The organism is Planktothrix pseudagardhii (assembly GCF_904830925.1).
Classification (GTDB): domain Bacteria; phylum Cyanobacteriota; class Cyanobacteriia; order Cyanobacteriales; family Microcoleaceae; genus Planktothrix; species Planktothrix tepida.
The window spans coordinates 2,237,903-2,261,816 of record NZ_LR882967.1 but is presented as its reverse complement, the minus strand read 5'-3'; the positions used below and the strand labels follow the sequence as shown (position 1 = coordinate 2,261,816).

Genomic DNA, 23,914 nt, shown 5'->3' with positions numbered 1-23,914 from the left:
TTTTCCTAAAAAATGTTAAAAACTGTTGCATAAATGAGTTAAGAGGAGTGATATTCACGATGTCGATTGCACAATTCCAAGAATTTTTTGATCATTGCGTGGGTGAATGGACAACGGAACGCACTTACCATTACTTGAGTCATCAGGAGGTTGAGCGATCGCATACTGAATTTGTGATTCATCCTCTGGACAATGACGCTAAAGCCAAAGTCTTAGAAGATAATCAACGTTTATCAACAAACTTAGAATTAGAAACTCTCCCTGGATATCGACTGGCCTTCCAAACGGTTTCGGAAAAAGGGGATGAAGTTTCCCAAGCCTTGAATATTCTGTTTGTACCCCAAAAATTAGATTTCCCAATTATTGAGGGAGATTATTTACGGGATAAAGCTTATGAAGAAGCGAAACCGATGGTCGCGCACTTTCGCTATGATACCGAAACCCGTGAATTATTGATGAAAACAACCTACACACGGGTTGTGTCCGTTGATTCTATTACTTTAATTAATCCAGAGTTAAGAATTCGTCGGATTATTAATTATCAACGACCCCTGAATCATGAACCGTTAAATACGGTCTTATTAGTGGGGTTTGGAGTTGAGCAAAAACAATCATAAACAATCATCTTTTGAGAAGATTGTACAGCTTAAAAATCAAAGTTTTTTATTGAGAAAAAGCGGGTTAGGAAGCCTTGCTAGATGGGACAGAGGGAGTGATCCACCCCATCTAGGATCAAAGGCAGGGTAACAGGAGAGCAGAGGAGAATCTAACCTCTTGCTATTGTGATCATAAGGGTAATTCTGAGTGACTTGAGAAATGCAATAATTTCTTAAGTTTGTCCCCTTAACTTCCGTGATGACTTGTCACGGGAGCCACAATTCATTACAATTAAACATCAAAACCCGGCAAGAATAATTGACAGTCCTTGCTGTTCTATCACACATTGGCACTAAGGATAGGGGTGCAAGGTCAGGATGATCAACTGTCACACGGCATCTTTACTGATTTTAATGATTGTGGAAAACTGAATTCCAACTTTGTACAGGATCTCAATCAAGTTCTTATTTCTTGCGGGTGAACAGATCCTCTCATTCATAGGTGTTATCGAGTGAGTCGAATTCTTATTGCTGAAGATGAACCCCGCATAGCTGCCTTTCTGGAAAAGGGACTGCGAGCGAATGGGTTCACAACCTCCCTAGCGTGTGATGGACGAGAAGCGGTAGAAAAAGCCCTCGCCCATGAGTTTGATTTGTTGATCCTTGATTTAGGGCTTCCTGATCAAGATGGTTTTCAAGTTTTGGAACAATTGCGCGGACAAGGAGAGCAAATTCCCATTATTATCTTGACCGCTCGTGATGATGTTACTGATAAAGTAGCAGGGTTAGAAGGCGGTGCGGATGACTATGTGACCAAACCTTTCCGGTTTGCAGAACTTTTAGCCCGTGTTCGTGCCCGCTTACGACATCATCCTACATCCGGGAATAAAGAAGATAAAGCCTTAAAGGTGGGTCAAGTGACACTCGATTTATATGCCCGTCAAGTTTGTTTAGGAGAAACACCCATTACTCTTTCTGCCAAGGAATTTCAACTGTTAGAAACTTTCTTGCGCCATCCGGGGCAAGTTTTAAGTCGAGAACAACTCTTGGATCAAGTTTGGGGATATGACTATGATCCCGGATCGAATATTGTGGATGTTTATGTCGGTTATCTCCGCAAAAAGTTGGGGGGTGAGCGGATTGAAACGGTACGCGGAATGGGATATCGTCTGGTTTGTTAAAAAGGTTGGGAACTTTTGAGTTGTGTTAAGCGTCGAGGGACGCAACGCTGCGAGAACGTGCGATTGAGATAAATTCATTAACAAGAGTCAAGGGCCTTAAACCCCTTTCTAATTAAATCCTCAGAAATATTCGATTACCTGAAGTTGGGGCTTGAGACTGTAAACAAAGTCCAACTGATAAGTTTTGGCAAAAGCAAGAGAATTAGCGATCTCTTCTGTATGAATTGTCAGGTTGCATCTATAGATTAAGTTATTAACAATGATTTGGAAAACTGTTAATTATTGCCCCAACTTAGGGAAAGATTAAGTTAGGTGCTAAGGATTAATAACAGGAGTGTGAATAACAATCAAAATTGAGTAATGAGGCGGATTCTAATCTGTTAGTATTTCCCTGAAATATTGGATTAGATATCCTGTCTTATTAATAAATTTAAACCTCATTAAATTTTATTGAATTCGTTTTTAGAGGGAGATTAAGAGTTGATCTCGATAAAAATAATCTTTGATTAAATCCTGCAAAAGGTTTAGAATTAATTTGTACATTTTTCCCAAAAAGTCCACCTAAAATTTCAGAATAGGTGGGCTTTTTTACGTTTTATTTCAAAAAAGCAAAATCTTCAAATTTGGATATTAAGATATTTCTCATATAGATTTAATACCTATCTTAAATCTATTTTCTAGGATTAAGATAAGCAGCCAAAAAACCTCAGAACCGGATGATCTTTTAAATCTTGATCGCCCTTCTATTCTGGAGTTTCAAGATGAGTATGCTAAAACACCACTTTTCTGTCTTAGATCTGACAAGGTTGAGAAAACTATGGATGACCTACAAAAATTTGTCAAAGAATTTGATAAGCTCGGAGATAAAATCGGCAAGTTAGCCGATAAACCAGAGAAGTTTTTTAAAAAGCTAGATAAGATATTTGATAAGAATGCTTATCTGAAACTAAACTCTGATGTCAAACAAGCCGTTGAAGCCGGCTTAATTACACCAGAAGAACACTTTTTACTCTATGGGATTTATGAAAATCGGGAATGCAGTAATGTCTTCAGTGTCAGTCAATACTTACAACTGAATGTAGACATTAAGATTGCTGTTGAGCAAGAAGGGTTGAGTGCCATTGAACAATTTATCGATGTTGGCCAGAGCGAAAACCGTCCCTGGAATCCTCTATTTAATATTAATGAGTACCTGAATCTAAATCCTGATGTTGAGCAAGCTGTTCAAGATGGCTTAACCAATGCAACTGAACACTTCCTGGATGCTGGAATTGATGAAAACAGGAGCTTTAGTCTTGTTTTCAATCTCCCAGATTATTTAGCTCTCAATCCTGATATTGAGGCACAAGTTAAACAGGGTTTAATTAACCCCATTAAACACTTTTTTGATTTTGGTCAATTTGAAAAGCGAGAATGTAATAAATCACGTGAGTTCGATGGAGTGCGATCGCGACAAAACAGACGACTATTGGACAGGCGATCGCGATAAAACAGACGACTATTGGACAGGCGATCGCGATAAAACAGACGACTATTGGACAGGCGATCGCGATAAAACAGACGACTATTGGACAGGCGATCGCGATAAAGCAGACGGCTATTTGGCAGGCGATCGCGATAAAACAGACGGCTATTTGGCAGATGATCTAATCAGTAAGCGTGGGAAAATAGAGATGTAACCAGCAAATATTAGACAATTAGGGAGGCTTTTATGGATCACAGAGCATCACACTTAGACATGACAGAAGTTTTTTGTGACGTGGATGACTTTTGTCAAGTATTTGAACCCTTATTGGCACAAATGTTGTTACCAGAAGTGGTGGGTCAAAGCCGACCCAAAACCCGCTTGACTTTAAGTGAAATAATGACAATATTGATCGGATTTCATGGTTCACGTTACCGAACATTTAAAGACTTTTACCGATTACAAGTAATGGCATATTGGTCGAAAGCTATGCCTAACTTAGTCAGTTATAATCGTTTTGTTGAGTTAATGTCTTATGCTTTATTAGCACTATGTTGTTACTTTGAGTATTGTTGTAAAGGCGAGGTAACTGGAACAAGTTTTATCGATTCAACCGCCTTAAAAGTCTGTCATAAAAATCGAGCAAATAGCCATAAAGTCTTTGCTGGACTAGCGGAATGGGGGAAAAGTTCAATGGGCTTTTATTTTGGATTTAAGTTACATTTAATCATCAACGACTATGGGGAAATTTTAAATTTTCAAGTCACACCTGCCAATGTTGATGACCGAAAAGTAGTCCCAGAATTAACAGAAGGAATTGTGGGGAAAATTTTTGGAGACAAGGGATATATTTCGGAAAAATTATTTAGGCAATTACATGAAAAAGGTTTACAACTGATAACTAGGCTGAAGAAAAACATGAAAAATAAATTAATGTTGTGGTCAGATAAAATGAAATTAAGAAAAAGAGGTATAATAGAATCAGTGAACGATCAACTGAAAAACTTATGCCAAATTGAACATACAAGACATCGAAGTGTAGCTAATTTTATGGTGAATTTAGTAGCCGGAATGATAGCTTATACTTATCAACCAGAAAAGCCATCATTGTATGACATTGAACAACCCGTTTATCATTTTGAATAAATTTAAATTTCCCGCGCCTTAAATAAACATTAAAACTGACAAGCAAATTTCGATCAAGCCTTAGCACTTACAGCTTGGGGCTTCGCTGTGAGCGTCAGCCGGACGGTGTAGCGATCGAACTCCGTCGAACTCACGTTAATAAATCGTTTTTCAATGTCAAGGATTATCTAGCAGCAAATCCAGATGTTCAGAAAGCTGTTGAAGAAGGTCGGATTAGTGCGATCGCTCATTTTCTGGAATTTGGTCTAGCTGAAAACCGTCCCTTTAATCCCAACATTTCTGTCACCCAAATTCTGCAAAAATTCAATATTAGTAGCCTCGCAGCCATTAGTATTGAGCAAATCAAGCAATTTATTGAAGCCTCGTTATCAGCACCCACTCCTACACCTACCCCAACACCAACACCTGTTCCCACTCCTACTCCAACACCAACACCCGCACCGGGAACTACAACCTCTGATACTCCTAAAATTGTTTTCAATGAAAGCGAGGGGTCTACAGACGACAACACCTCAACGGAGACACCCACAACTTCCACTCAGCAGCGACCTCCCATCGATCTCAATATTCCTGAGCGACCTACACTATCACCAACTCCCACACCAGAACCGACGGTTACACCAACACCGCAACCCACTCCAGTTCCCACTCCAGTTCCCACACCGGAACCGACGGTTGCACCGACACCGCAACCCACTCCAGTTCCCAGTCAAGAGTTTTTCAATCTTGACTATATCAAAACCACCTACGCAGATGCACTGAAAGCGGGTTTAAATGTTGAGGATCTCAGCACCGTTTCAGCACAGGACATTATCGACTTTCTGAATAAAAAAGGATTAGAACTGGGAATTAATCCGTCTTTGTATGTAGATATCAAGATCTACACCCAAACTTACAGTCAACAACTGATCAGTTTCTACAAAGTTACCTCGGTTTCTGAACTAACCTTTACCCAAATTCTTAACTATATTAGTGGGGAAGGTTTAAACCAAGGAAATAGCCCGTCTCTGTTTATTGATCTTGATTTTGTCAAGAAAAACCACGCCAAAAAACTAGAGAAATTCTTTAAAAAAGCCCTTGACAAAATCACCAAGAAGGACATTTTACAATACATCGACCAAGAAGGAATTAAGAACGGAGATAAACTTTGTGGTTGCTTAGACTTTGACTATATCCGGTTAACCTATAGTGCTGAATTGACTGCTAAATTTGGCATTAGTATCGAACTGATCAAGAATCAGCAAATCTTTGAGTTTATCAACAGTGAAGAAGGATCTAATGTAATTACAAATCCTGCACCCACCGTTGATATTAACTTTATCAAAGTGGTTTATGCACAACAGATTGCTGCTTACTTCAGTATTACCATTGACCAAGTTGTTACTCTGTCCAATATTCAGATTCTCCAGTTTATTAATAATGTTCCCCCGGAACAAACCATTGATACCTCCTGGACAGTCTCTTTAAATTATCTCGAAGCCGTTTATGGTACAGAGTTAGTCGCTCAGTTAGGCGAAAATCCATCCATTGAGCAAATTCTTCAGTTGATTGAAGAACAAGGCATTAAAAATGGACATACGGTTTCTCCGTTCATCAGTTTAGACTATGTGAAACAGTTGCATCTCGATAAAATTATCGAAAAATACAACATCACAGATGTAACCAAGATTGAAGATGAAGATGTTCTTGAAAGCGTCAATGTAGATCACTCGATTGATGTTGAATACTGTCGCGTTAAATATGTAACTCAACTAGCAGCTTACTTCAAAGTTTCTCAGGAAGAAGTTGTTAACTTGACCGATGAACAAATCAAGGTTTATATCCTCGGAATTGGGTTAGAACTGGGATTAAATGGAAATGCAATTGACTTTAAGAAAGTTGAGAAATTACTGGAAAAAGAACTCAAAGATTTCTTTAAGATCAAAGATGTTAAAGAGTTAACCGATGGACAAATTAATGCGTTTCTATCGGGTGAAGGTAAAAAAATCGGACTGATCAAACAAATTAGTGAAGCCGTTGATATCGAATACTATAAAGGAATTTATGGTGAAGCTCTAACGGCTCAATTTGGAGAAGATGTCACCGCAGAAGAGGTTGTTGAATTCGTGTTTGGTGATGCCGCTCCCGTAATTGACGTGGAATTCTGCTTAAATCAATATGCAGATAAACTCACACAATATGCGGAAGGTTTAGGCAAAACTCTACAAGATTTAACGCCAGAGGATGTGAAACAATACTTCCTCAGTAATGAAGGGTTTGATGTTAATAAAAACCTCACTGCTTTTGATTTAAAAGCGTTCATTACCCAATATTCATCACAGTTGATTGCATTTTATAATGTCACTTCTGTTGAAGAACTGAATCAGACCCAAGTTTATGAGTTCATCACCCACGAAGCTTACAAATTTAATCTCGATCTTTCTGGATTTATCTCAGAAGCAGGTCTGGCATTCTACAAGGAACAATATGCTGAAAAAATCGCGGTAAAATATGGCGTTGAAGTCAGCGTTGTGCAAGAACTAAATGCCAATGTACTACTTGATGTTGTCTTTGGTGGATGGTCTAATGATCTTGATACTGACTACTTCCGGTTTAAATTTGAAGGAGATGTTCAGGCTGTATTTGGTGTAGCAACTATTGCTGAAGTTACGGATTTACAAATTCTCGAATACCTGGATGAACAGGAAACCGTTGATCCAAAAACAATCAACTGGTTTAATACCGATGAATATGTCAAAAAATACGGTAAAGACCTGGAAAAAGCACTGAAAGATTGCTACCACGTTAAAGACATTAGTGAACTGTCCAGTCAGCAAATTATTCAGTTTGCCTTTAGCGTTGATGCCAAAGCATTCAGTGTAGAAGGATTAATTGATTTACAATACGTTACTGATACCTTCAGCAGCGCAATTGTTGGAAACGATCAAGTTACTGAAAAATGGATCAGTCAATATATTAGCGTTGATGCTGGATATGTTGAGTCTCAACTCAGTGATTTGATTGCAGCCGAAACCGTTACCTTAGAACAAATTAATACAGTTCTAGGAACTACTGTTGCAAGCGTTGATTTGTTGAGTAAAAAACAACTGATCGATTTAATTAACAACAGTGAATTCAAGACCGCTTTAGGTGAAGGTGTTGAAATTAAACTGTCTCAAGATACCCCGAATTTAGATTATATCAAAGAAACCTTTGCTCCCGCCTTAGCAGAAGTTTTAGGGGTGAATGTTGCTTCAATTACGGGTGATAAAACCAACGTTGTTACTAACGATGAAGTTCTAACTTATTTGGTGGAAAATAAAGCCGCAGATATTGCTGCATTCGCCAAAGTTACTGAAGCTGAAGTTACAACAGATTTAGCAAAACAATGGCTACTTGAAGCCAATGTTGTTCCCTTAAATCAAGATAGTACTACTGATAATGGAGGTACACCTGCTGAAGGTACACCGACTGATATCGACTTAGTTTATGGCCGTTATCAACTAGAACAGTTAGTTACGGACAAAACGATTACCCTCGATACTGTTAATCAATTCTTACCTGTACCCATTGAGTCTGTAGACGCAATTACTGATCAAGATCTGACGAATTTATTACTCAATAACGACTTCCAAACCGCATTAGGTGAGAACAGTATTGAGTTGGTTCAACCTGCGACTTTAGATCTTAATTTCCTGCGTGCTGAATATCAGGATGAACTGTCAGCCAAATACAATTTACCTGTCGATACTGAATTTACTGAACAACAAATTAAGGATTATTTCAGTACCACAGATGCTGATAAAATTGCCGCCGCAGGTGTGAGCGTTGAAGAATATATTCAACAACTTACGGTGACAGAAGTTCCTGCAACTAATCCAACAACCGAACCAACAACAGACTTTGATCCAAAATATGTGAAATTCCAACTCCAAGATTTATTGGATCAGGATGTAATCACTCTCCAAGATGTTAATAATGTTCTGACTACTGATGTTCAGTCGTTAGATACGTTAACAGATGAACAAGTTAAAGAATTAGTTCTCAACGAAGCCTTTAACAAAGAACTGGGTCAAGATAAAGCTCTGAAACTGACACAAACAGAAACGCCAGATTATCAATATGTGCGTAGCGTTTATGCTCAGGACTTAGCTGATGCTTATAAAGTTTCAGTCAATGACGTTTTAGCTGGAGATGTTGTCCCACTCACGGACGAACAAATCCTCCAAGCCTTTACAGAAAGTCTGTCAACGGTTGATGTGGGATACGTCAGTTATCAAGTGGAACAATTGATTACTGATGGAACATTAAATTTAGATCAAGTCAAACAATTCTTAGGGACTGAAGACGCAACGTTTACAACTGTTGAAGATTTAACTAATTCTCAACTGATTCAGTTAGTCTATAGTCCCGAATTCAAGGATTTGTTAAAAGCAGGAAATCAAACATTGGAACTGTCTCCAGTTGATTATCAACACTATATTGAGGACAATACCGATGCGTTGAAAGCAGCCTATCCAGAGGTTACTAATATCGATGACTTAACTCTGGAACAAGTCAAACAGTTTATGTATGGCGAAGGTGTTAAACAGGGAATTGAGATTGACAAATATCTCGCTCTTGATTATCTCGAAAACACCTACAGCAGTGCCATTAATAGTGTTGAAATTGATGATCAGGTGGTGTTGAATTGGCTGAAAGATGACTACAATGAACTGGATGTCAACTATCTGCGTTATCAAGTTGAACAGTTAAGCGTTGAACAACAAACGCAGTTATTAACTGAACTGCAAATTGAGAAAGATGTTAATTCTCTGACAGATAAAGACATCATTTCTATTACCTTTAGCGACGCTTACAAAGAACTGTCGTCGGATAAGAGCATCCAACTCACAGCCATTGATGTTGATGCTTATCGCCAAGAATACGCCGAACAACTTGTTAATTATTACTTCCCCGCTAACGATAATATTCCCGATAGCGGTACTCCCGGCGATGGTACAACCAGCGTTGACACCAAACCAGAAGATACTACTGATGTCGGTACAACCAGCGTTGAACCCAAACCAGAAGATACTACTGATGTCGGTACAACCAGCGTTGAACCCAAACCAGAAGATACTACTGATGGCGGAATTACTACAACAACCAATCAACCTGAAGAAGGTGATAGTGGAAATGTAAATCTGGATTTGGTTGATAAACTGAGCGACAAAGACATCATTAAGTTTGCTTTCAGTGAAGGAATCAAACAAGGAATTGATCCTCTGGAATTCGTTGATACAGAATATCTGAAAACAGCTTTCAAAGCAGAACTAGCGACTCATTACAACGTTGAAGTTTCTGCTGTTGATCAACTCGATGATTCCTTGGTAGCTGACTATGTTTACGGTGGGATTTTGGGTGCAGAAATTGACTACAAATTCTATAGCCAAACCTACAAAGCCGAGTTAGAAACCACCTTCAGCAAATCTGTTGAACAATTGACCGATACTGAAATCCTGCAACACGCTTTAGACGTAACAATTCCTCAAGGAAAACCGATTGCGCCTGTTGATGTTGATGGATTTGTTAAGGAATACAAGAAAGAACTGTCTGATATTTTTGGAGTCGAACCCAAAGATCTCAAAAAACTGGATAAAGGCTTCCTCAAAGACTTTATTCTCGAACAAGCCAAAGATTACGATTTAGATGGCAAAAAATACACCAATCTCGACTACTATCGCAATCAAGATGGAGAAGAATTGTTAGACAACTACCGTGAGGAAAATGTCTACACTCTTGATCCCAAGAAAGTCTTTGATTACACCGTTGAAAATCCTCAAGAGGTTCCCAGTACGGCTCCAACAATTGACTTAGTTTGGTATCAAGAACAATATGCTGATGATATTGCAGCTAATAAAGCTAAAATCGATACCAATAAAGACAGCAAAATTAGCAACGATGAGTTGTCTGTCTATGCAACCGGAGAAGGTTTAATTAAAGGAAATAAACCCTCTGAATTATTAGAAGACTTCGATCAATATGTTGCTGATCCTCAAGTGCAAAAAGACCTCTTAACCTACTACAATACCGAGTCGGTTGATGCACTGACAAATCCTCAAATTATGACCTATATGGTGGGTAAAGGTTTGTCAGATGGTCACGAACCCTTCAGCGATGAATTCTTAACGAATAATCCTGGACTGGAGTTTGAAGCCTTCAAACAAGCTAATGCTCAAGCTTTAGTTCAATACACAGGAGTTGCGATCGAACAAGTGACTTACTTGAATGTCTTCTCCTATGAGGCTAGTGCAGGTTTGTTGAACTCAACAACCAGTAACAATGGTTTAGTCTAATCTCATCTTAAATCACGTCTCCTAACCTCCCCTGGCTCCCCAGGGGGGCTTTTTATTGCATGAAATTATAACTCTAATTGGATTAAAAAATAAATGACTTGCACAATTAAACCCCAGAAACCCTTATTTACGGTAAACTATTGCTCAATTAGTCACCTATTTACTTTGGCTAATCAAGTGTTTACCCCAAGTAATCCAGTGCTTCTCATAGTAAAAAGTAGATAGATGTGCCAAAGTGAAACAAATAAGAAACGAGAGTATCCTTTTGCTATAACGTATGATTGTATCCCCTGAACCGAGCCAACCATAGATAGTGATAGGGTGGATAACGTAGAGAGCATAGGAAATAGTGGCAATATAAACTAGGGTGCGATTAGTAAGCAACTGACCTAATCGAGTATTATTTTGATAAAGTGTAGCTCCGACCAGTGTAGCTGCCAGGTAGGGGCGGAGGTATTGCAAAAAACTACCTTGCGGATGACAAGAAATTAGTAATAAAAGCAGTAATAAGTAGCAGTTAATCTTACCTAGGAATTTCGGTATTTTTTCTCCTAACCGACGTTCATAGATTAAAGCTAGACAAGCACCTACCAATATCTCATCAACACGATAATAGGTTTCAATCGAAATAGGAACACCATGCCAAATCCGATTAGCTGTCACTGCGAAACAAAATGCTGGTAGCAACATCAACCCTCTTTGTCCTAAAGCCCCAATTAGCAGTGCTATAAAAATATAGAATTGCATCTCAACGCATACGCTCCACAAGTGTGCAGTCAGATGAGTTAACCAAAATGGAGGCAAGTTAGCGTAGAAGAAAAAGTGGGGAAAGTATCTATTCAATTCAGCCCCTACTAGAGGTAATGCAATGAGTATAAAAGCCCAGGCTAAGGGAATAATTCGACAAAAACGCCGGATTAAAAAGTGGCGAATATTCGATCGGTAAAACAGAGTGCTAGTAATTAGGAAGCCTGACAAAGTGAAGAATAGGCACATTCCTAATGCTGCGGACATACTATTAAGTTTCCAAAACTTTAGCCCCAGAGGCAACTGATGTGCAGCTAATACGCAAAGTATACTTATTCCTCGCCAACCATCTAGTGACGGATATCTTGGCATTGATCGACTAACAAATTTTTCTTCTAGTTCACTCATACATTACCCAATGCTGATGACAATTATTTCTTTGAACACAAACAGTTATAACATTACACTACTGATTTCGCCTTGAAAACAGCATCCTTGGTGGGAATATGATCTGACGCAAGAAAAATTCTCTAAATCATTTAAGATTGCTGATTCAGCCCTATCTATTTTTAACGTGAGTTCGACGAAGCGATCGCACAAGCCCCATCGCTATCGTACCCGAACTTGTCATGACAACTTTGTGGAAATCACTTAGATTTTTTCCCACAATGAACAAAACAAATTTTATAAGCGTACAAATGCTAAATTTTAAAAAAAGTAAACAGGTTCTTCGTAGTCATACAGAGAGGGCTTTTCGGGCTGATAAGTATAAGCAATCATTCCGGCTACTAAATTCACCATAAAATTAGCCACTTTCCGATGCCTGGTGTGTTCGATTTGGCAAAGATTTTTTAATTGATCATTGACCGATTCAATTATTCCTCTCTTCCTTAAGTTCATTTTATCTGATAATAGCATCAGTCTATTCTTCATATTTTTTCTCAATCGAGTAATCAGTTCTAATCCTTTTTCGTGTAATTTCTTAAACAGCTTTTCCGAAATATATCCTTTATCCCCAAATATTTTTCCCACTATCCCTTCTGTTAGTTCAGGAACCACTTTTCTGTCGTCTACATTGGCGGGCGTGACTTGAAAATTTAAAACTTCCCCATAATCATTGATCACTAAATGTAACTTAACATTAATTCTACAAACCGATTATAACTTACTAGGTTGGGCATTGCCTGTGACCAATATGGGGTCACTTGTAATTGATAAAAGCTTTAAATGTCCTGTAGCGAGAACCATGAAATCCGATCAGAATTGTCATAATTTCACTTAAAGTCATTCGCGTTTTTTGTCGGGTTTGACCGCTGACTTCAGGTAATAACATTTGTTCTAATAAGGGTTCAAATATTTGACAAAAATCATCCACATCACAAAAAATCGCTGTAATATCTAAGTGGGATGCTCTTGATTCCATACACACCTCTATTAACTTTTATTTCTTTTGGTTCTAGTTTTTTTCTCTCTTGATTTTATTCAATTTTTAGATTTAATGATCACACCCCCTCTATGAGTGTTGAGGTACTCCGGCTATCCCAAGCGGTGGCCTAGTGATGTCGCGATTGTGGCGACTACTAATCGCTTTTCTACTGTGCTGTAGGCGATCGCACTCCGTCGAACTCACGTTATTTTACTGCTTACTCTTTCCTGGGTTGAACATTTTTCCCCTCCCTGACTTCTGACGAAAGTTCTATCAATGCCTATAAAATATCATCTACGACCCCTCTGGGCTTACCCAAATTAACTTCTTAAAGCATTTTTCCAATACATATAAGTTTCTAACCCGATTTTATCTTGTTCTTCTTGATAAATTTGATCTAAACATTGAAACAAGGCTTTAGCCTGAGTTTCTAATCCTAATAATCTTAAACTGGTTAAAATGCGAGTCAGACGTAAATAGTTATGATCCCGCCAACCCACCCACTGTTTTTTTCGGGTTGGATAAGTTTCACTGGGAATAATTTGTATCGTTTGAGATGGCTGACACTCTAATTTTAGACCATAGAAATCTAACATTAATAATAAAGATTGATGTAAACGTTGTTTTAATTCTTTAGTATTTTTAAAGGTTTCAATAATAGACAGATTTAAGGTAGGCGCATCCCGATTAAAACGGCTTTTTTCCAGTAATGGAAATAGCCATTGAATATAATCATGGGTATATTCTAATCGGTCATGATCCCATTGCCAAATCTCCTCGATTTTCCGTCCTTTATGATCAGGAGATAAGCCTAAATAAAACAAAATAATAATATCCTGATTGTTAGCCATAGCGTTATCAGTTGTCAGTTATCAGTTATCAGTTATCAGTCGAAGAGTTAAGCATCAATCAGCTAATGACTGGTAACTAATAACTATTAGTTAGTTACTTTTTCCTCCTCCCCTTGTCCCCCTATAATCATAACAAATCTCGATGGGTAAACGGTTTAGCGTTGCTACCCGAATAAGTTGCTACAATATGTCCATCCCCAACAATTTGATATTTATAAGTCACTAATCCTTCTAAACCAACGGGGCCGCGAGGAGGCATTTGTTGGGTACTAATTCCCACTTCTGCACCGAAACCATACCGAAATCCATCTGCAAAACGAGTGGAACAATTATGAAAAACTCCCGCCGCATCCACTTGATTTAAAAAGATATTGGCTGCGGTTTGATCTTCGGTAACAATGGCATCAGTATGGCCGGAACCGTAAGTATTAATATGAGCGATCGCTTCTTCTAAATTCTCAACAATTTTAATCGATAAGATTAAATCGGTGTATTCTGTTGACCAATCTTCGTTCGTTGCTGGCTTAATATTAACCATTGCTAAAGTTTGAGCATCTCCGCGCAATTCTACATTTTTAGCTTGTAAGGCTGTTACCGCTTTTAATAAAAATTGAGAGGCTATTTCTTGATGCACTAATAAGGTTTCTACAGCATTACAGGCAGCCGGATATTGAATTTTAGAATCAACAGTAATGGCTATGGCTTTTTTAATATCCGCCAATTTGTCAATATAAACATGACAAATGCCTTCGGCATGACCTAACACCGGAATGCGAGTATTATCCTGAACAAACTTAACGAAAGAATTAGAACCTCGCGGAATAATTAAATCAACATAATCATCTAATCGCAATAATTCTAAAATTTCTTCCCGTGTAGTTAATAGTTGCACCGCTTCAGGATTAACCGCCGTTTGAGATAATCCTTGACGAATCGCATTCACTAAAGCTTGACAGGAATGAATCGCTTCTTTTCCCCCTTTTAAAATTACCCCATTTCCTGATTTAATGGCTAAGGCAGAAATTTGAATGACTGCTTCAGGACGGGCTTCAAAAATTACCCCTAAAACTCCTAGCGGACAAGTGATTCTTTTCAGTGTTAATCCTTGATCTAATTCCCGATGAATTTGTACCACTCCTACGGGGTCGGGTAACTTAGCAACGTCTCGTAATCCGGCAATGGTACTGTTTAATTTAGTCGCATCAAATTTAAGACGATTATATAACGGTTTGGGAATTCCTTCGGCTTCTGCGGCACGACAATCGGCTTCATTCGCTGCAATAATTTCTGGTGCTGCTGCTTCTAAGGCTTGAGCAACGGCTTCAATGGCTTGATTTTTTTCTACTGTTGATAATCCTGCTAATTTCTGTGCCGCTAAACGAGTTTTTGCAGCTAAATCAACCAGAGGAATAGAACGAGTTTCCGAAACTGTCATTGTTAAAATTTAACCCCTAAATCTGGAAAAAGATCAATATTTTTTATGATATAGCAGGGAAGAGGGAAGAGGGAACGGGAGACGGGGGGACAAGGGGACAAGGGGATGAGGGGATGAGGGGATGAGGGGATGAGGGGATGAGGGGATGAGGGGATGAGGGGATGAGGGGATGAGGGGATGAGGGGATGAGGGGATGAGGGGATGAAGGAAAAGTAAGTAATAGTCATTAGCTGATTGATGGTTAACTCTTAGACTGATAACTGATAACTGATAACTGTCCAACCATTAACAGCAATGACAAATTCTGAGATGATGAGAAAGCTAGGACTATTGACATCAGTGTATAGCTTGTATGCGAATCGCTCTTTTCACTGAGACCTTTTTGCCCAAAATTGATGGGATTGTGACGCGGCTGTGTCATACGGTCGAACAGTTACAACGGTTGGGAGACGAAGTATTAGTGATTTCACCAGCAGGGGGACTCACGGAATATAAAGGGGCTAGAATTTATGGGGTTGAGGGCGTTCCTTTACCCTTGTATCCAGAGTTAAAACTGGGAATTCCCCATCCCGGTATTCGGGTTGAGTTAGAGAAATTTCGACCGGATGTGATTCATGTGGCGAATCCAGCTATTTTAGGGTTAGGGGGCTTATATTATGCCAAAAAGTTAAATATTCCTTTAGTTGCATCGTATCATACCCATTTACCCCAATATTTGCACCATTATGGTTTGGGAATGTTGGAGGAGGTACTGTGGAGTATGTTACGAGCAGCCCATAACCAAGCTCAATTAAATCTTTGTACCTCAACAGCAATGGTACAAGAACTGGGGAATCACGGGATTGAACGTCTGGATTTATGGCAACGGGGAGTCGATACGGAACTGTTTCAACCCTCCTTAGCCAGCCGAGAAATGCGCGATCGCCTTAGTCAAGGACATCCCGATTGTCATTTATTACTCTATGTTGGCCGTTTGGGGGCAGAAAAAGAAATTGAACGAATCAAACCTGTTTTAGAACAAATTCCGAATGCTCGTTTAGCCCTCGTTGGAGATGGCCCTAATCGTCAAGTCCTAGAAACCCATTTTCAGGGAACTCCCACCCATTTTGTCGGTTATCTCCGAGGGAAAGAGTTAGCAACAGCCTATGCGTCGGCGGATGCGTTTATTTTTCCCTCCCGTACCGAAACCCTAGGGTTAGTGTTATTAGAAGCAATGGCCGCAGGAACGCCGGTGGTAGCCGCTCGGTCTGGGGGAATTCCTGATATTGTCACCGATGGCATCAATGGCTATTTGTTTGATCCCGATGACGAAGAAGGCGCAATGACAGCAACCCAACGATTATTGGCAAACCCCGAAGAACGGGAAACCCTGCGCCAAAATGCTCGTTTAGAAGCAGAACGTTGGGGATGGGCAGCTGCAACCCAACAATTACGCTCCTATTATCTAGGGATTCTCAGTCGTTACTCTTTGTCTTCTGCTGCTTAGGGTTCGTCAGAAACTTTAGACTGAAGACGAGGATGGAAGCCATGACCATCCTTTGTCTGCTATCATCTACTCATTCTGTCTCTCTTAGTTGGGAAGGTTCTATTCCATCAAAGCCACTTAACCCTTTGGGATCAGAGTCCGACCGTTTTATCTCCATCACCCAAACTATCCCCTTCCCATGACTTTTTCTAATGCTGGTAGCATCTTAGCTACGCTGACACAAGTGGATCGTATGGGCCTCTTGGCAGCGCGTGTTAAAAACCTGCCAATTGGGGAATTTATTTGCATTTTAGATTTTATTACCGCAGAATTTCAGCAATTTCTTCGGGCAATTGATCTGATCAATAATGAAGCGATCGAAACCCTCTTAGAACAGTTGCTTGATGCCTTTACCCTCAAAATTGGGCAAATTTTACAAGCGGATTGTACAACAATATTTTTAATTAATCGCAGCAAGAATCAACTCTGGTATACCAAAGTTGATGAAGAAACGGGACAGGCAAAAGAAATCCGTTTACCGATAGATGCGGGAATTTTAGGGTATGTGGCCCGGACGGGGGAAGCCATGAATGTGGCAGATGCCCACAATTGTCCGTTATTTGAAGCGGAAGTGGATGAACCCGCCGGGTATCATACTCACACGATTTTGTGTATGCCCATTTTCAGCAGTCAAAACCCAGAGGAAGCGGTGGCTGTGGTACGGTTGTTGAATAAAGCCGGAGATTTGGCTTTTACAGAAGAAGATGAACAACAATTTCGTTCTTTTGCAGATGCTATTGGGATTATTTTAGAAAGTTGTCAATCGTTTTTTGTTGCGGCGCGAAATCAACGGGGAGTGGCTGCTTTATTAAAAGCAACAACAACTTTAGGGCAAAGTTTGGATTTAGAAACAACTTTAAAAGCGGTGATGGAACAGGCGAGAGATTTAATGCAAGCCGATCGCAGCACGTTATTTTTATTAAAAAAAGAAACCCATGAATTGTGGACAAAAGTTGCCACGGCTGATGGTTCACAAATGATGGAAATTCGGATTCCGGCTAATCGAGGAATTGCGGGATATGTGGCTTCTACGGGTCAAGTTTTGAATATTCCTGATGCCTATTGCGATCCTCGGTTTGACCCTACAACTGATCGCAGGACGGGCTATCAAACCCGCAATATTTTATGTATGCCTGTTTATAATGGGGCTGGAGAATTGATCGGGGTAACGCAGTTAATTAATAAAAATAAAGGCAGCTTTACCAATTCTGATGAGGAATTTTTAAGGGCATTTAATGCTCAAGCGGGAATCGCCTTACAAAATGCTCAGTTATTTGAAAATGTGATGGTGGAAAAACAATATCAGAAGGATATTTTACAAAGTCTTTCTGATGTAGTAATTTCGACGGATTTACAAGGAAGAATTGTCACGATTAATGATGCTGCTTTGGAATTATTAGGCTGTCCCAAACCCCAAACCAATGATCGCACCATTCGTCAATATTGGGAAGAAAAATTAACGGGTCGTTATGTGTGGGATGTTGTACCCATTGAAAATTTAAGATTCCGTTTAGAAGATAGTTTACGCAATGCGGCGCGTCATTATGTCCCTGAACAAAGTTTAACAGTGGGTTTAATTAAACAAGAAGAACCCCAAGGAAAAATTGCGGGCTTAATTCCGACTTTAGTGATTCCTGATCGCTATCATGCTGAGATTTATTATCCTTGGGGAGAAGCGACTCCTTTACAACCCAAGGGAACCCTTGATCCTATAACACAATTTCGGGAAATTGAACGCAGTATAAATTTAACTGTAAATCCCCTGACTAACCCAGAAGGAGGGGTTCGAGGGGGGTTAGTGGTGTTAGAAGATATTAGCCGCGAAAAACGGATGAAAACGACTATGTATCGGTATATGACTCCGGGTGTTGCTGAACAGGTGATGGCGCTTGGAGAAGATGTATTAATGGTGGGAGAACGTAAAGAAGTTACGATTTTATTTTCAGATATTCGGGGTTATACAACCTTAACTGAAAATTTAGAAGCGTCGGATGTTGTTGCATTATTAAACCAATATTTTGAAACGATGGTAGAAGCGGTTTTTTCCCATGAAGGAACCTTAGATAAATTTATTGGCGATGCGTTAATGGCGGTTTTTGGTGCACCGCTTCCTTTGCGAGATAATCATGCGTGGATGGCGGTACAATCAGCTTTAGATATGCGCCGACGCTTAAAGGAATTTAACCAAATGCGACCCGATGAACCCCAAATTAAAATTGGGATTGGGATGAGTTCGGGTGAAGTGGTATCGGGAAATATTGGATCACAAAAACGGATGGATTATACGGTGATTGGAGATGGGGTGAATTTAAGTTCCCGTCTGGAACAAATTACGAAACAATATGGCTGTGATATTATTATTAGTGAGATGACTTATCATTTATGTCGAGATAAAATTTGGGTGCGAGAATTAGATCGGGTTCGAGTGAAAGGAAAACATCAGGCGGTGAGTATTTATGAGTTAATTAGTAATCGTTCTGTTTCCTTAGATTCATCTACGAAAGAGTTTTTAGATTGTTTTAATCAAGGCAGAATAGCTTATTTAACGAGAGAGTTTAAACAAGCAATTTTGATTTTTGAAGAAGCAAAAAAAATGCGTCCAGATGATCGGGCGGTACAAATTCATATTGCGCGATCGCAACAATATTTACAAACGTCTGTTCCTGAAGAATGGGATGGAGTTTATACCATGACAACCAAATAATATTCCATTCTTTACCCTTAAATTGACAGATAAATTTGCGAACCTTGACTGGTTTTATGCACTTCAATTCGAGCTTGAAAGGCTTCTTTTAAACTGGGAATATGGGTAACAGTCAGAATACAAGCAAAATCAGAAGCGATCGCATTAATTGCCGCTATTAAGCGATCGCATCCTTCTGCATCTTGGGTTCCAAAACCTTCATCAATAATTAACATTTGTAGAGAGGTTCCCGCCCGTTGTGCTAACAATTTAGCTAACGCTAACCGAATCGCAAAATTAATTCTAAAGGCTTCTCCCCCCGAATAGGTTTCATAAGAACGAGTTCCCCGCGCATCCGCAATTAAAATTTCTAAGGTTTCAATCATTTTAGCGGTTTTTGCAGATCGGGTACTGCGTCCGGTGCGTTGGGTGACAAATTGAACATGAAGTTGATTTGCAGATAATCGAGATAAAATTTGATTGGTTTCTGCTTCTAACTCTGGTAAAATATTCTCAATCATTAACGCTTGAATGCCATTTTTTCCAAAGGCTTGCGCTAATTCTTGATAAACTCGATATTGACGGCGAACTGTATCGAGTTGGGTTTTTAATTCTGTTTGTTGAGTGTTTAGCTGATCAAGTTGGGTTTGTTGTTGTTGTAAACTGCCTAATTGACCTAAATAACTATCTAATTTTAGTTGTTGTTGTTGAATTAATTGGTCTAACTGTTTTAACGCTTCTGTGGGGTCGGGAGTTTCTCTTAATTGCTGTTGTAATAGTTCAATTTGTCCTTGAATGGCTTGTAAATTTTTTACCCGTTCTTGAGTTAGGGTTTCTAATTCCTCAATGCGCTGTTTAAGAATCGGATATTGTTGTTTGGCTTGGTTTAATTGTTCTGTACGAGTTAACCAAACTTGGGCTTGACGTAACTCAGAACGAATGCGATTATGTTCTTCTACATTATAACCCATTGCGGTTATTTTTTGCTCTATCGTAACAATTCGTTGTTGAATTTCAGAATTATTTTTCTGTTCGGTTAAAGTTTGGGTTGATGTTTGAATTTGAGTTTCTAATTCAGGCTTTTGAGTCGTTATTTTTGTTAATTTATCTTCAGCATCCCGAATTTGACTATATTTAATTTCTGCCCAACGCCAGCGTTTTTCCTCATTTCTGGCTAAAGCATGGCTTTGTTCATTATAATTAATTTGGCTTAATTTTTGTTCTAAATCCTGCAATTCTGCATATAAATCCGTTGCATAACTTCCCGTTTCTAACATATCTTGAACAGATTTCTGTTCTAAAATCAGTTGTTGTAACTGCTGTTCATCTTGATACAAACCTTCTAATTGTGCTTGAATCTTTCCTCGGTGTTCTCGCAATTCTTCATAGGGTAATAAATCCTGTTGAATTTGTCGATATTCCTCTTGTAAAATTTTCAGTTCTCGATCCGCAACGACTAATTGTTCATGAACGACCCAAATTTGATTTCTGAATTCTTGTTGTTGATTTTGATGCTTAGAAATCACAAGATTCCAGTGATGTTCATCTAAGGGGCGATCGCATAAGGGACAGGGGGGAAATTGAGATCGCAATAACGGTGCATCATCAGTTTCTTTTTCCTCAGATTCCGATTTTGATAATAGTTGAATTTTTTGTTCTAATTCTGCTAATTTTTCTTCATAATCTCGTTTAGAATTATTCAAACGTTCCATAAAAGTATGGCGTTCTTGCCCTTTTTCTCGCACCCGCAGTTGATAAACTTTTTTCTTATCTAATTCTGTAATTTGATTCGCAATAGTTTCTAATTGTGCTTCTAATTGGGGGCGATGTTGTTTGAGGGTTCGTTGGAGTTTTCCGACGGAGGTTTTTAATTCTTCTAACCGAGCTTGTTGACGAGATTGAGATCGATCTAACTCGGTTTGTAGGCGTTGACGATGTTGTAAAAGTGGCGTTACTTCTAATTGCAATTGATCAAACTGATTTAACCGAGTTCTGGCCGTTTGTAACTGTTCTAACCCCGCTTCAATATCAGGTTTTTGGCTTAAAATTTGTAAATAATCTTGTTCCTGTTGGGTTAAGGCTTCTAAACGAGCTTGTAACGTTTGAATTTGCTGTTGTAAACTATTCAGATGTTGGCGTTGTTGTTCTTGTAATTGTTGGCGTTGCTGTTGATACTCTTGATACAGTTTAAATTGACTTGATAGAGATTCTTCCGTTGTTTGTAGCGTTTGAAAATATTGATATCCGGTTTGAATTTCCGTTTCTTGTTGTAAGACTCCTTCGAGTTCCTGACGTTGCTGTTGAGTAGCGGCTAATTCCTGTTGTAAACGTCGATAATCTTGGGCAAAAGTTTGATGTTGTTGTTGTTGTCCTGTTAAGAGCTTTTCCCACGCTTGACGATGATGTTGTTGGGCTTGTAATTGTTGATAATGATCTCGATCTTGGGCTTGTTTTTCTTGCAGATGATCAATCGTTGTTTGTAATTGAATAATATCCTGTTCTAATTGACCTTTTTGTTCAATTTGAGCTTGATTTGTAGTTAAAGTTTGTTCTAAAACTTCCCCTTGAGCTTTATACTCACGCGCTAAATCTTTGGCTTTTTCCGATAACCCATCATATTGATCTAATTTTAACAAACTGGCGAGGATTTCTTTCCGTTCTGTCGGACGTTTAATCATAAATTCATCCGCCCGTCCCTGTCTCAAATAAGCAGAATTAATAAAGGTATCATAATCTAATTTTAAGTAATCTAAAATCTTTTGTTGAGTCGCTCTTAACCCTCGTTCAGTAAGAGGACGAAATTTAATTGTATCTAAATCTTCTATTTCTTGTAACGCAGTGGTTGCGACTTGAAATTCTAAGGTTCCTGACTGACCTCGACGACGGTTCCGAATCACCCGATATAAATTCCCCTGATTAATAAAGGTAAAATCCACACGAGCTTCTACTTCCCCCATATAGATAATATCATCCTCCGATTCTGCCCGACTATTTCCCCAAATAGCCCAAGCCATTGCTTCTAATAAGGAAGATTTTCCCGCCCCATTGGAACCACAAATACAAGCGGTATGTAAACCACTAAAATCTAAAGTCGCTTCTCGGTAGCTGAGGAAATTTTTTAGGGTCAGTTTTTGGGGAATCATGGGTTATATAACAGGGAACAGGGAACAGGGAACAGGGAACAGAAAGAAAAAGATAGACACAAGCCTAGGTTTGCTGCATCAGTCCTTGTCCTAACTATTAGCTACGACTGCTATAACTGGATCTTGACGGGGATAAGTTTAGGATGTTGCTGCATTCATCAATCTTATATTAACGCAATTTGTGTTAGTTGGACTTCAACAAAACTATAGAAGGGAATCAACTTGATTGATTTCGCAGATTTTGAGCCATTAAATACAGGGTCGTCCATTCCTGCTGAATTTGGGTAATTTTGAGGGTTAAGGCTTGAGCAATTGTTTCTAAGGTTTCCCCCGCTTTTAAACGTTCAATAATTTGCTGTTGGGTCGGGGTTAAACCTTGCCAAAATTCTTGCCATTGCTGGGATGTTAACCCTAAACGATGTTCTGATAAAGAGGTTCCTAACCAACTGGTGACTAATTCTGGGTTTTGTTTTAAAGTAAAATTTTTAATGGCATGATAACTGACTTTTTCTCGCAGTCGATAGATTTGTTTAATGGGTAAATTTAGTTTTTGAGCGATCGCGTCTTGGGATAATCCTTGTAAATATAACCGCAACCATTCTGCCGCAATGGGGTCAACATTTTTAATTAAATACGCTTCAAATTCTGCTTGAACAGCTAACCGTTGGTTTTGTTGGGTTTGGAAATATTGTTCATCTTCATAGTGAGAAACCGCTTGATGATCGAATAAACTAATAGTTTCATCTGTCTCATCGGATAGGATTTCATCAGATAACTGTTTAATCCATTCTCCCGTAGGAACTTGGGTTAATCCACCCCGTTGAGTGCGACGTAAATAGTTAACAAATCGATAAACTAATAACGGTTGATTCCGAATAGGACGCAGACAATATTCTTCTACAGTTGTTAATAGTAAAGCATTTCTTAATTGTTGATTAGAGGTACATTGAGAAATCCATTGCATTTGTTGTTGCAAATAGCGATCGCTATTCAACATTTCCTGTACCACTTCTTGTAAAACATCCACCACTTGACGTTGACGATCTCGACTGGTAGCAACCCACAGGCGAACTTTTTGTCGCAAAATCACTAAACTCCCTAAGCGCTGCATTAAATTGCGATAAGCTTTTTCGGGAGACATCTCTAAATAGCGCTGTTGTAGAATGCGATAACGAAAGTTTAACCCTTGTTTGATCCGGTCTTGTTGGTCAGGAGGGAGAGTCTCTAAGGATTCAGAATTTTCTCCCAGTAACCAACGAATCAGGCTTTCTCGCGTGTTTGGGTTTAAGTGAGGGTAGTCGTTTTCCAGTTGAAAACGCCACTGATTTTTCCAAGATTCTGATAACGTCATTTAAAATTTAAAAGGTGCAAACAATTATCAATTTTAAGCTGTTTTCCT

Annotated in this window: 13 protein-coding genes and 1 pseudogene; 8 read left to right on the top strand and 6 right to left on the bottom strand. The window is 39.1% G+C overall.

Going from position 1 to position 23,914, the window contains the following annotated elements:
• Window positions 1–59 precede the first annotated feature (59 nt).
• The 6 genes from NMK36_RS09500 (at window position 60) to NMK36_RS09475 (ending at window position 10,705) form a co-directional block, all read left to right on the top strand.
• Window positions 60–617: a phycobiliprotein lyase gene (locus NMK36_RS09500; RefSeq protein ID WP_072722250.1), complete on the top strand. Its 558-nt coding sequence runs from the start codon at window positions 60–62 to the stop codon at window positions 615–617.
• Window positions 618–1,108: 491 nt separating this feature from the next.
• Window positions 1,109–1,777: a response regulator transcription factor gene (locus tag NMK36_RS09495; RefSeq protein WP_072722251.1), complete on the top strand. Its 669-nt coding sequence runs from the start codon at window positions 1,109–1,111 to the stop codon at window positions 1,775–1,777.
• A gap of 817 nt (window positions 1,778–2,594) precedes the next feature.
• Window positions 2,595–3,266: a hypothetical protein gene (locus tag NMK36_RS09490; protein WP_254173610.1), complete on the top strand. Its 672-nt coding sequence runs from the start codon at window positions 2,595–2,597 to the stop codon at window positions 3,264–3,266.
• Window positions 3,214–3,456, top strand: coding sequence for a hypothetical protein (locus NMK36_RS09485; protein ID WP_254172700.1), 243 nt, complete (start codon window positions 3,214–3,216; stop codon window positions 3,454–3,456). The genes NMK36_RS09490 and NMK36_RS09485 overlap by 53 nt, the downstream gene beginning before the upstream one ends.
• A 32-nt stretch (window positions 3,457–3,488) precedes the next feature.
• Window positions 3,489–4,388 (top strand): IS982 family transposase, encoded by a 900-nt coding sequence (locus NMK36_RS09480; protein ID WP_254172701.1) that lies wholly within the window; start codon window positions 3,489–3,491, stop codon window positions 4,386–4,388.
• A 74-nt stretch (window positions 4,389–4,462) separates the two neighbouring features.
• Window positions 4,463–10,705 carry a hypothetical protein gene (locus tag NMK36_RS09475; protein WP_254173609.1) on the top strand — a complete coding sequence of 2,081 codons (6,243 nt, stop codon included), beginning with the start codon at window positions 4,463–4,465 and terminating at the stop codon, window positions 10,703–10,705.
• A 156-nt stretch (window positions 10,706–10,861) separates the two neighbouring features.
• Here NMK36_RS09475 and NMK36_RS09470 read toward each other — a convergent pair whose 3' ends face one another.
• The 4 genes and pseudogenes from NMK36_RS09470 to NMK36_RS09455 all read right to left on the bottom strand — a co-directional run bounded on the left by NMK36_RS09470 (window position 10,862) and on the right by NMK36_RS09455 (window position 15,164).
• Complete coding sequence (locus tag NMK36_RS09470) at window positions 10,862–11,860, bottom strand: acyltransferase family protein (RefSeq protein WP_254173608.1); 999 nt, start codon at window positions 11,858–11,860, stop codon at window positions 10,862–10,864.
• A gap of 300 nt (window positions 11,861–12,160) precedes the next feature.
• Window positions 12,161–12,875, bottom strand: a pseudogene (locus NMK36_RS09465) (IS982 family transposase).
• A 323-nt stretch (window positions 12,876–13,198) separates the two neighbouring features.
• Window positions 13,199–13,729 (bottom strand): opioid growth factor receptor-related protein, encoded by a 531-nt coding sequence (locus tag NMK36_RS09460; RefSeq protein WP_254173607.1) that lies wholly within the window; start codon window positions 13,727–13,729, stop codon window positions 13,199–13,201.
• A gap of 127 nt (window positions 13,730–13,856) precedes the next feature.
• Complete coding sequence (locus NMK36_RS09455) at window positions 13,857–15,164, bottom strand: glutamate-5-semialdehyde dehydrogenase (RefSeq protein WP_254173606.1); 1,308 nt, start codon at window positions 15,162–15,164, stop codon at window positions 13,857–13,859.
• A 352-nt stretch (window positions 15,165–15,516) separates the two neighbouring features.
• On the opposite strand from NMK36_RS09455, the gene NMK36_RS09450 reads away from it, so the two are divergent.
• Window positions 15,517–16,650 carry a glycosyltransferase family 4 protein gene (locus NMK36_RS09450; protein ID WP_072722255.1) on the top strand — a complete coding sequence of 378 codons (1,134 nt, stop codon included), beginning with the start codon at window positions 15,517–15,519 and terminating at the stop codon, window positions 16,648–16,650.
• Window positions 16,651–16,828: 178 nt separating this feature from the next.
• Window positions 16,829–19,393: an adenylate/guanylate cyclase domain-containing protein gene (locus NMK36_RS09445; protein WP_072722256.1), complete on the top strand. Its 2,565-nt coding sequence runs from the start codon at window positions 16,829–16,831 to the stop codon at window positions 19,391–19,393.
• A 17-nt stretch (window positions 19,394–19,410) separates the two neighbouring features.
• On the opposite strand, the gene sbcC is transcribed toward NMK36_RS09445, so the two are convergent.
• Entirely contained in the window at window positions 19,411–22,515 is a 3,105-nt protein-coding gene (gene sbcC / locus NMK36_RS09440; protein ID WP_254173605.1) for an exonuclease subunit SbcC, read from the bottom strand.
• Between the two features lie 217 nt (window positions 22,516–22,732).
• Complete coding sequence (locus tag NMK36_RS09435) at window positions 22,733–23,866, bottom strand: HetZ-related protein 2 (RefSeq protein WP_072722258.1); 1,134 nt, start codon at window positions 23,864–23,866, stop codon at window positions 22,733–22,735.
• Between the last annotated feature and the right edge of the window lie 48 nt (window positions 23,867–23,914).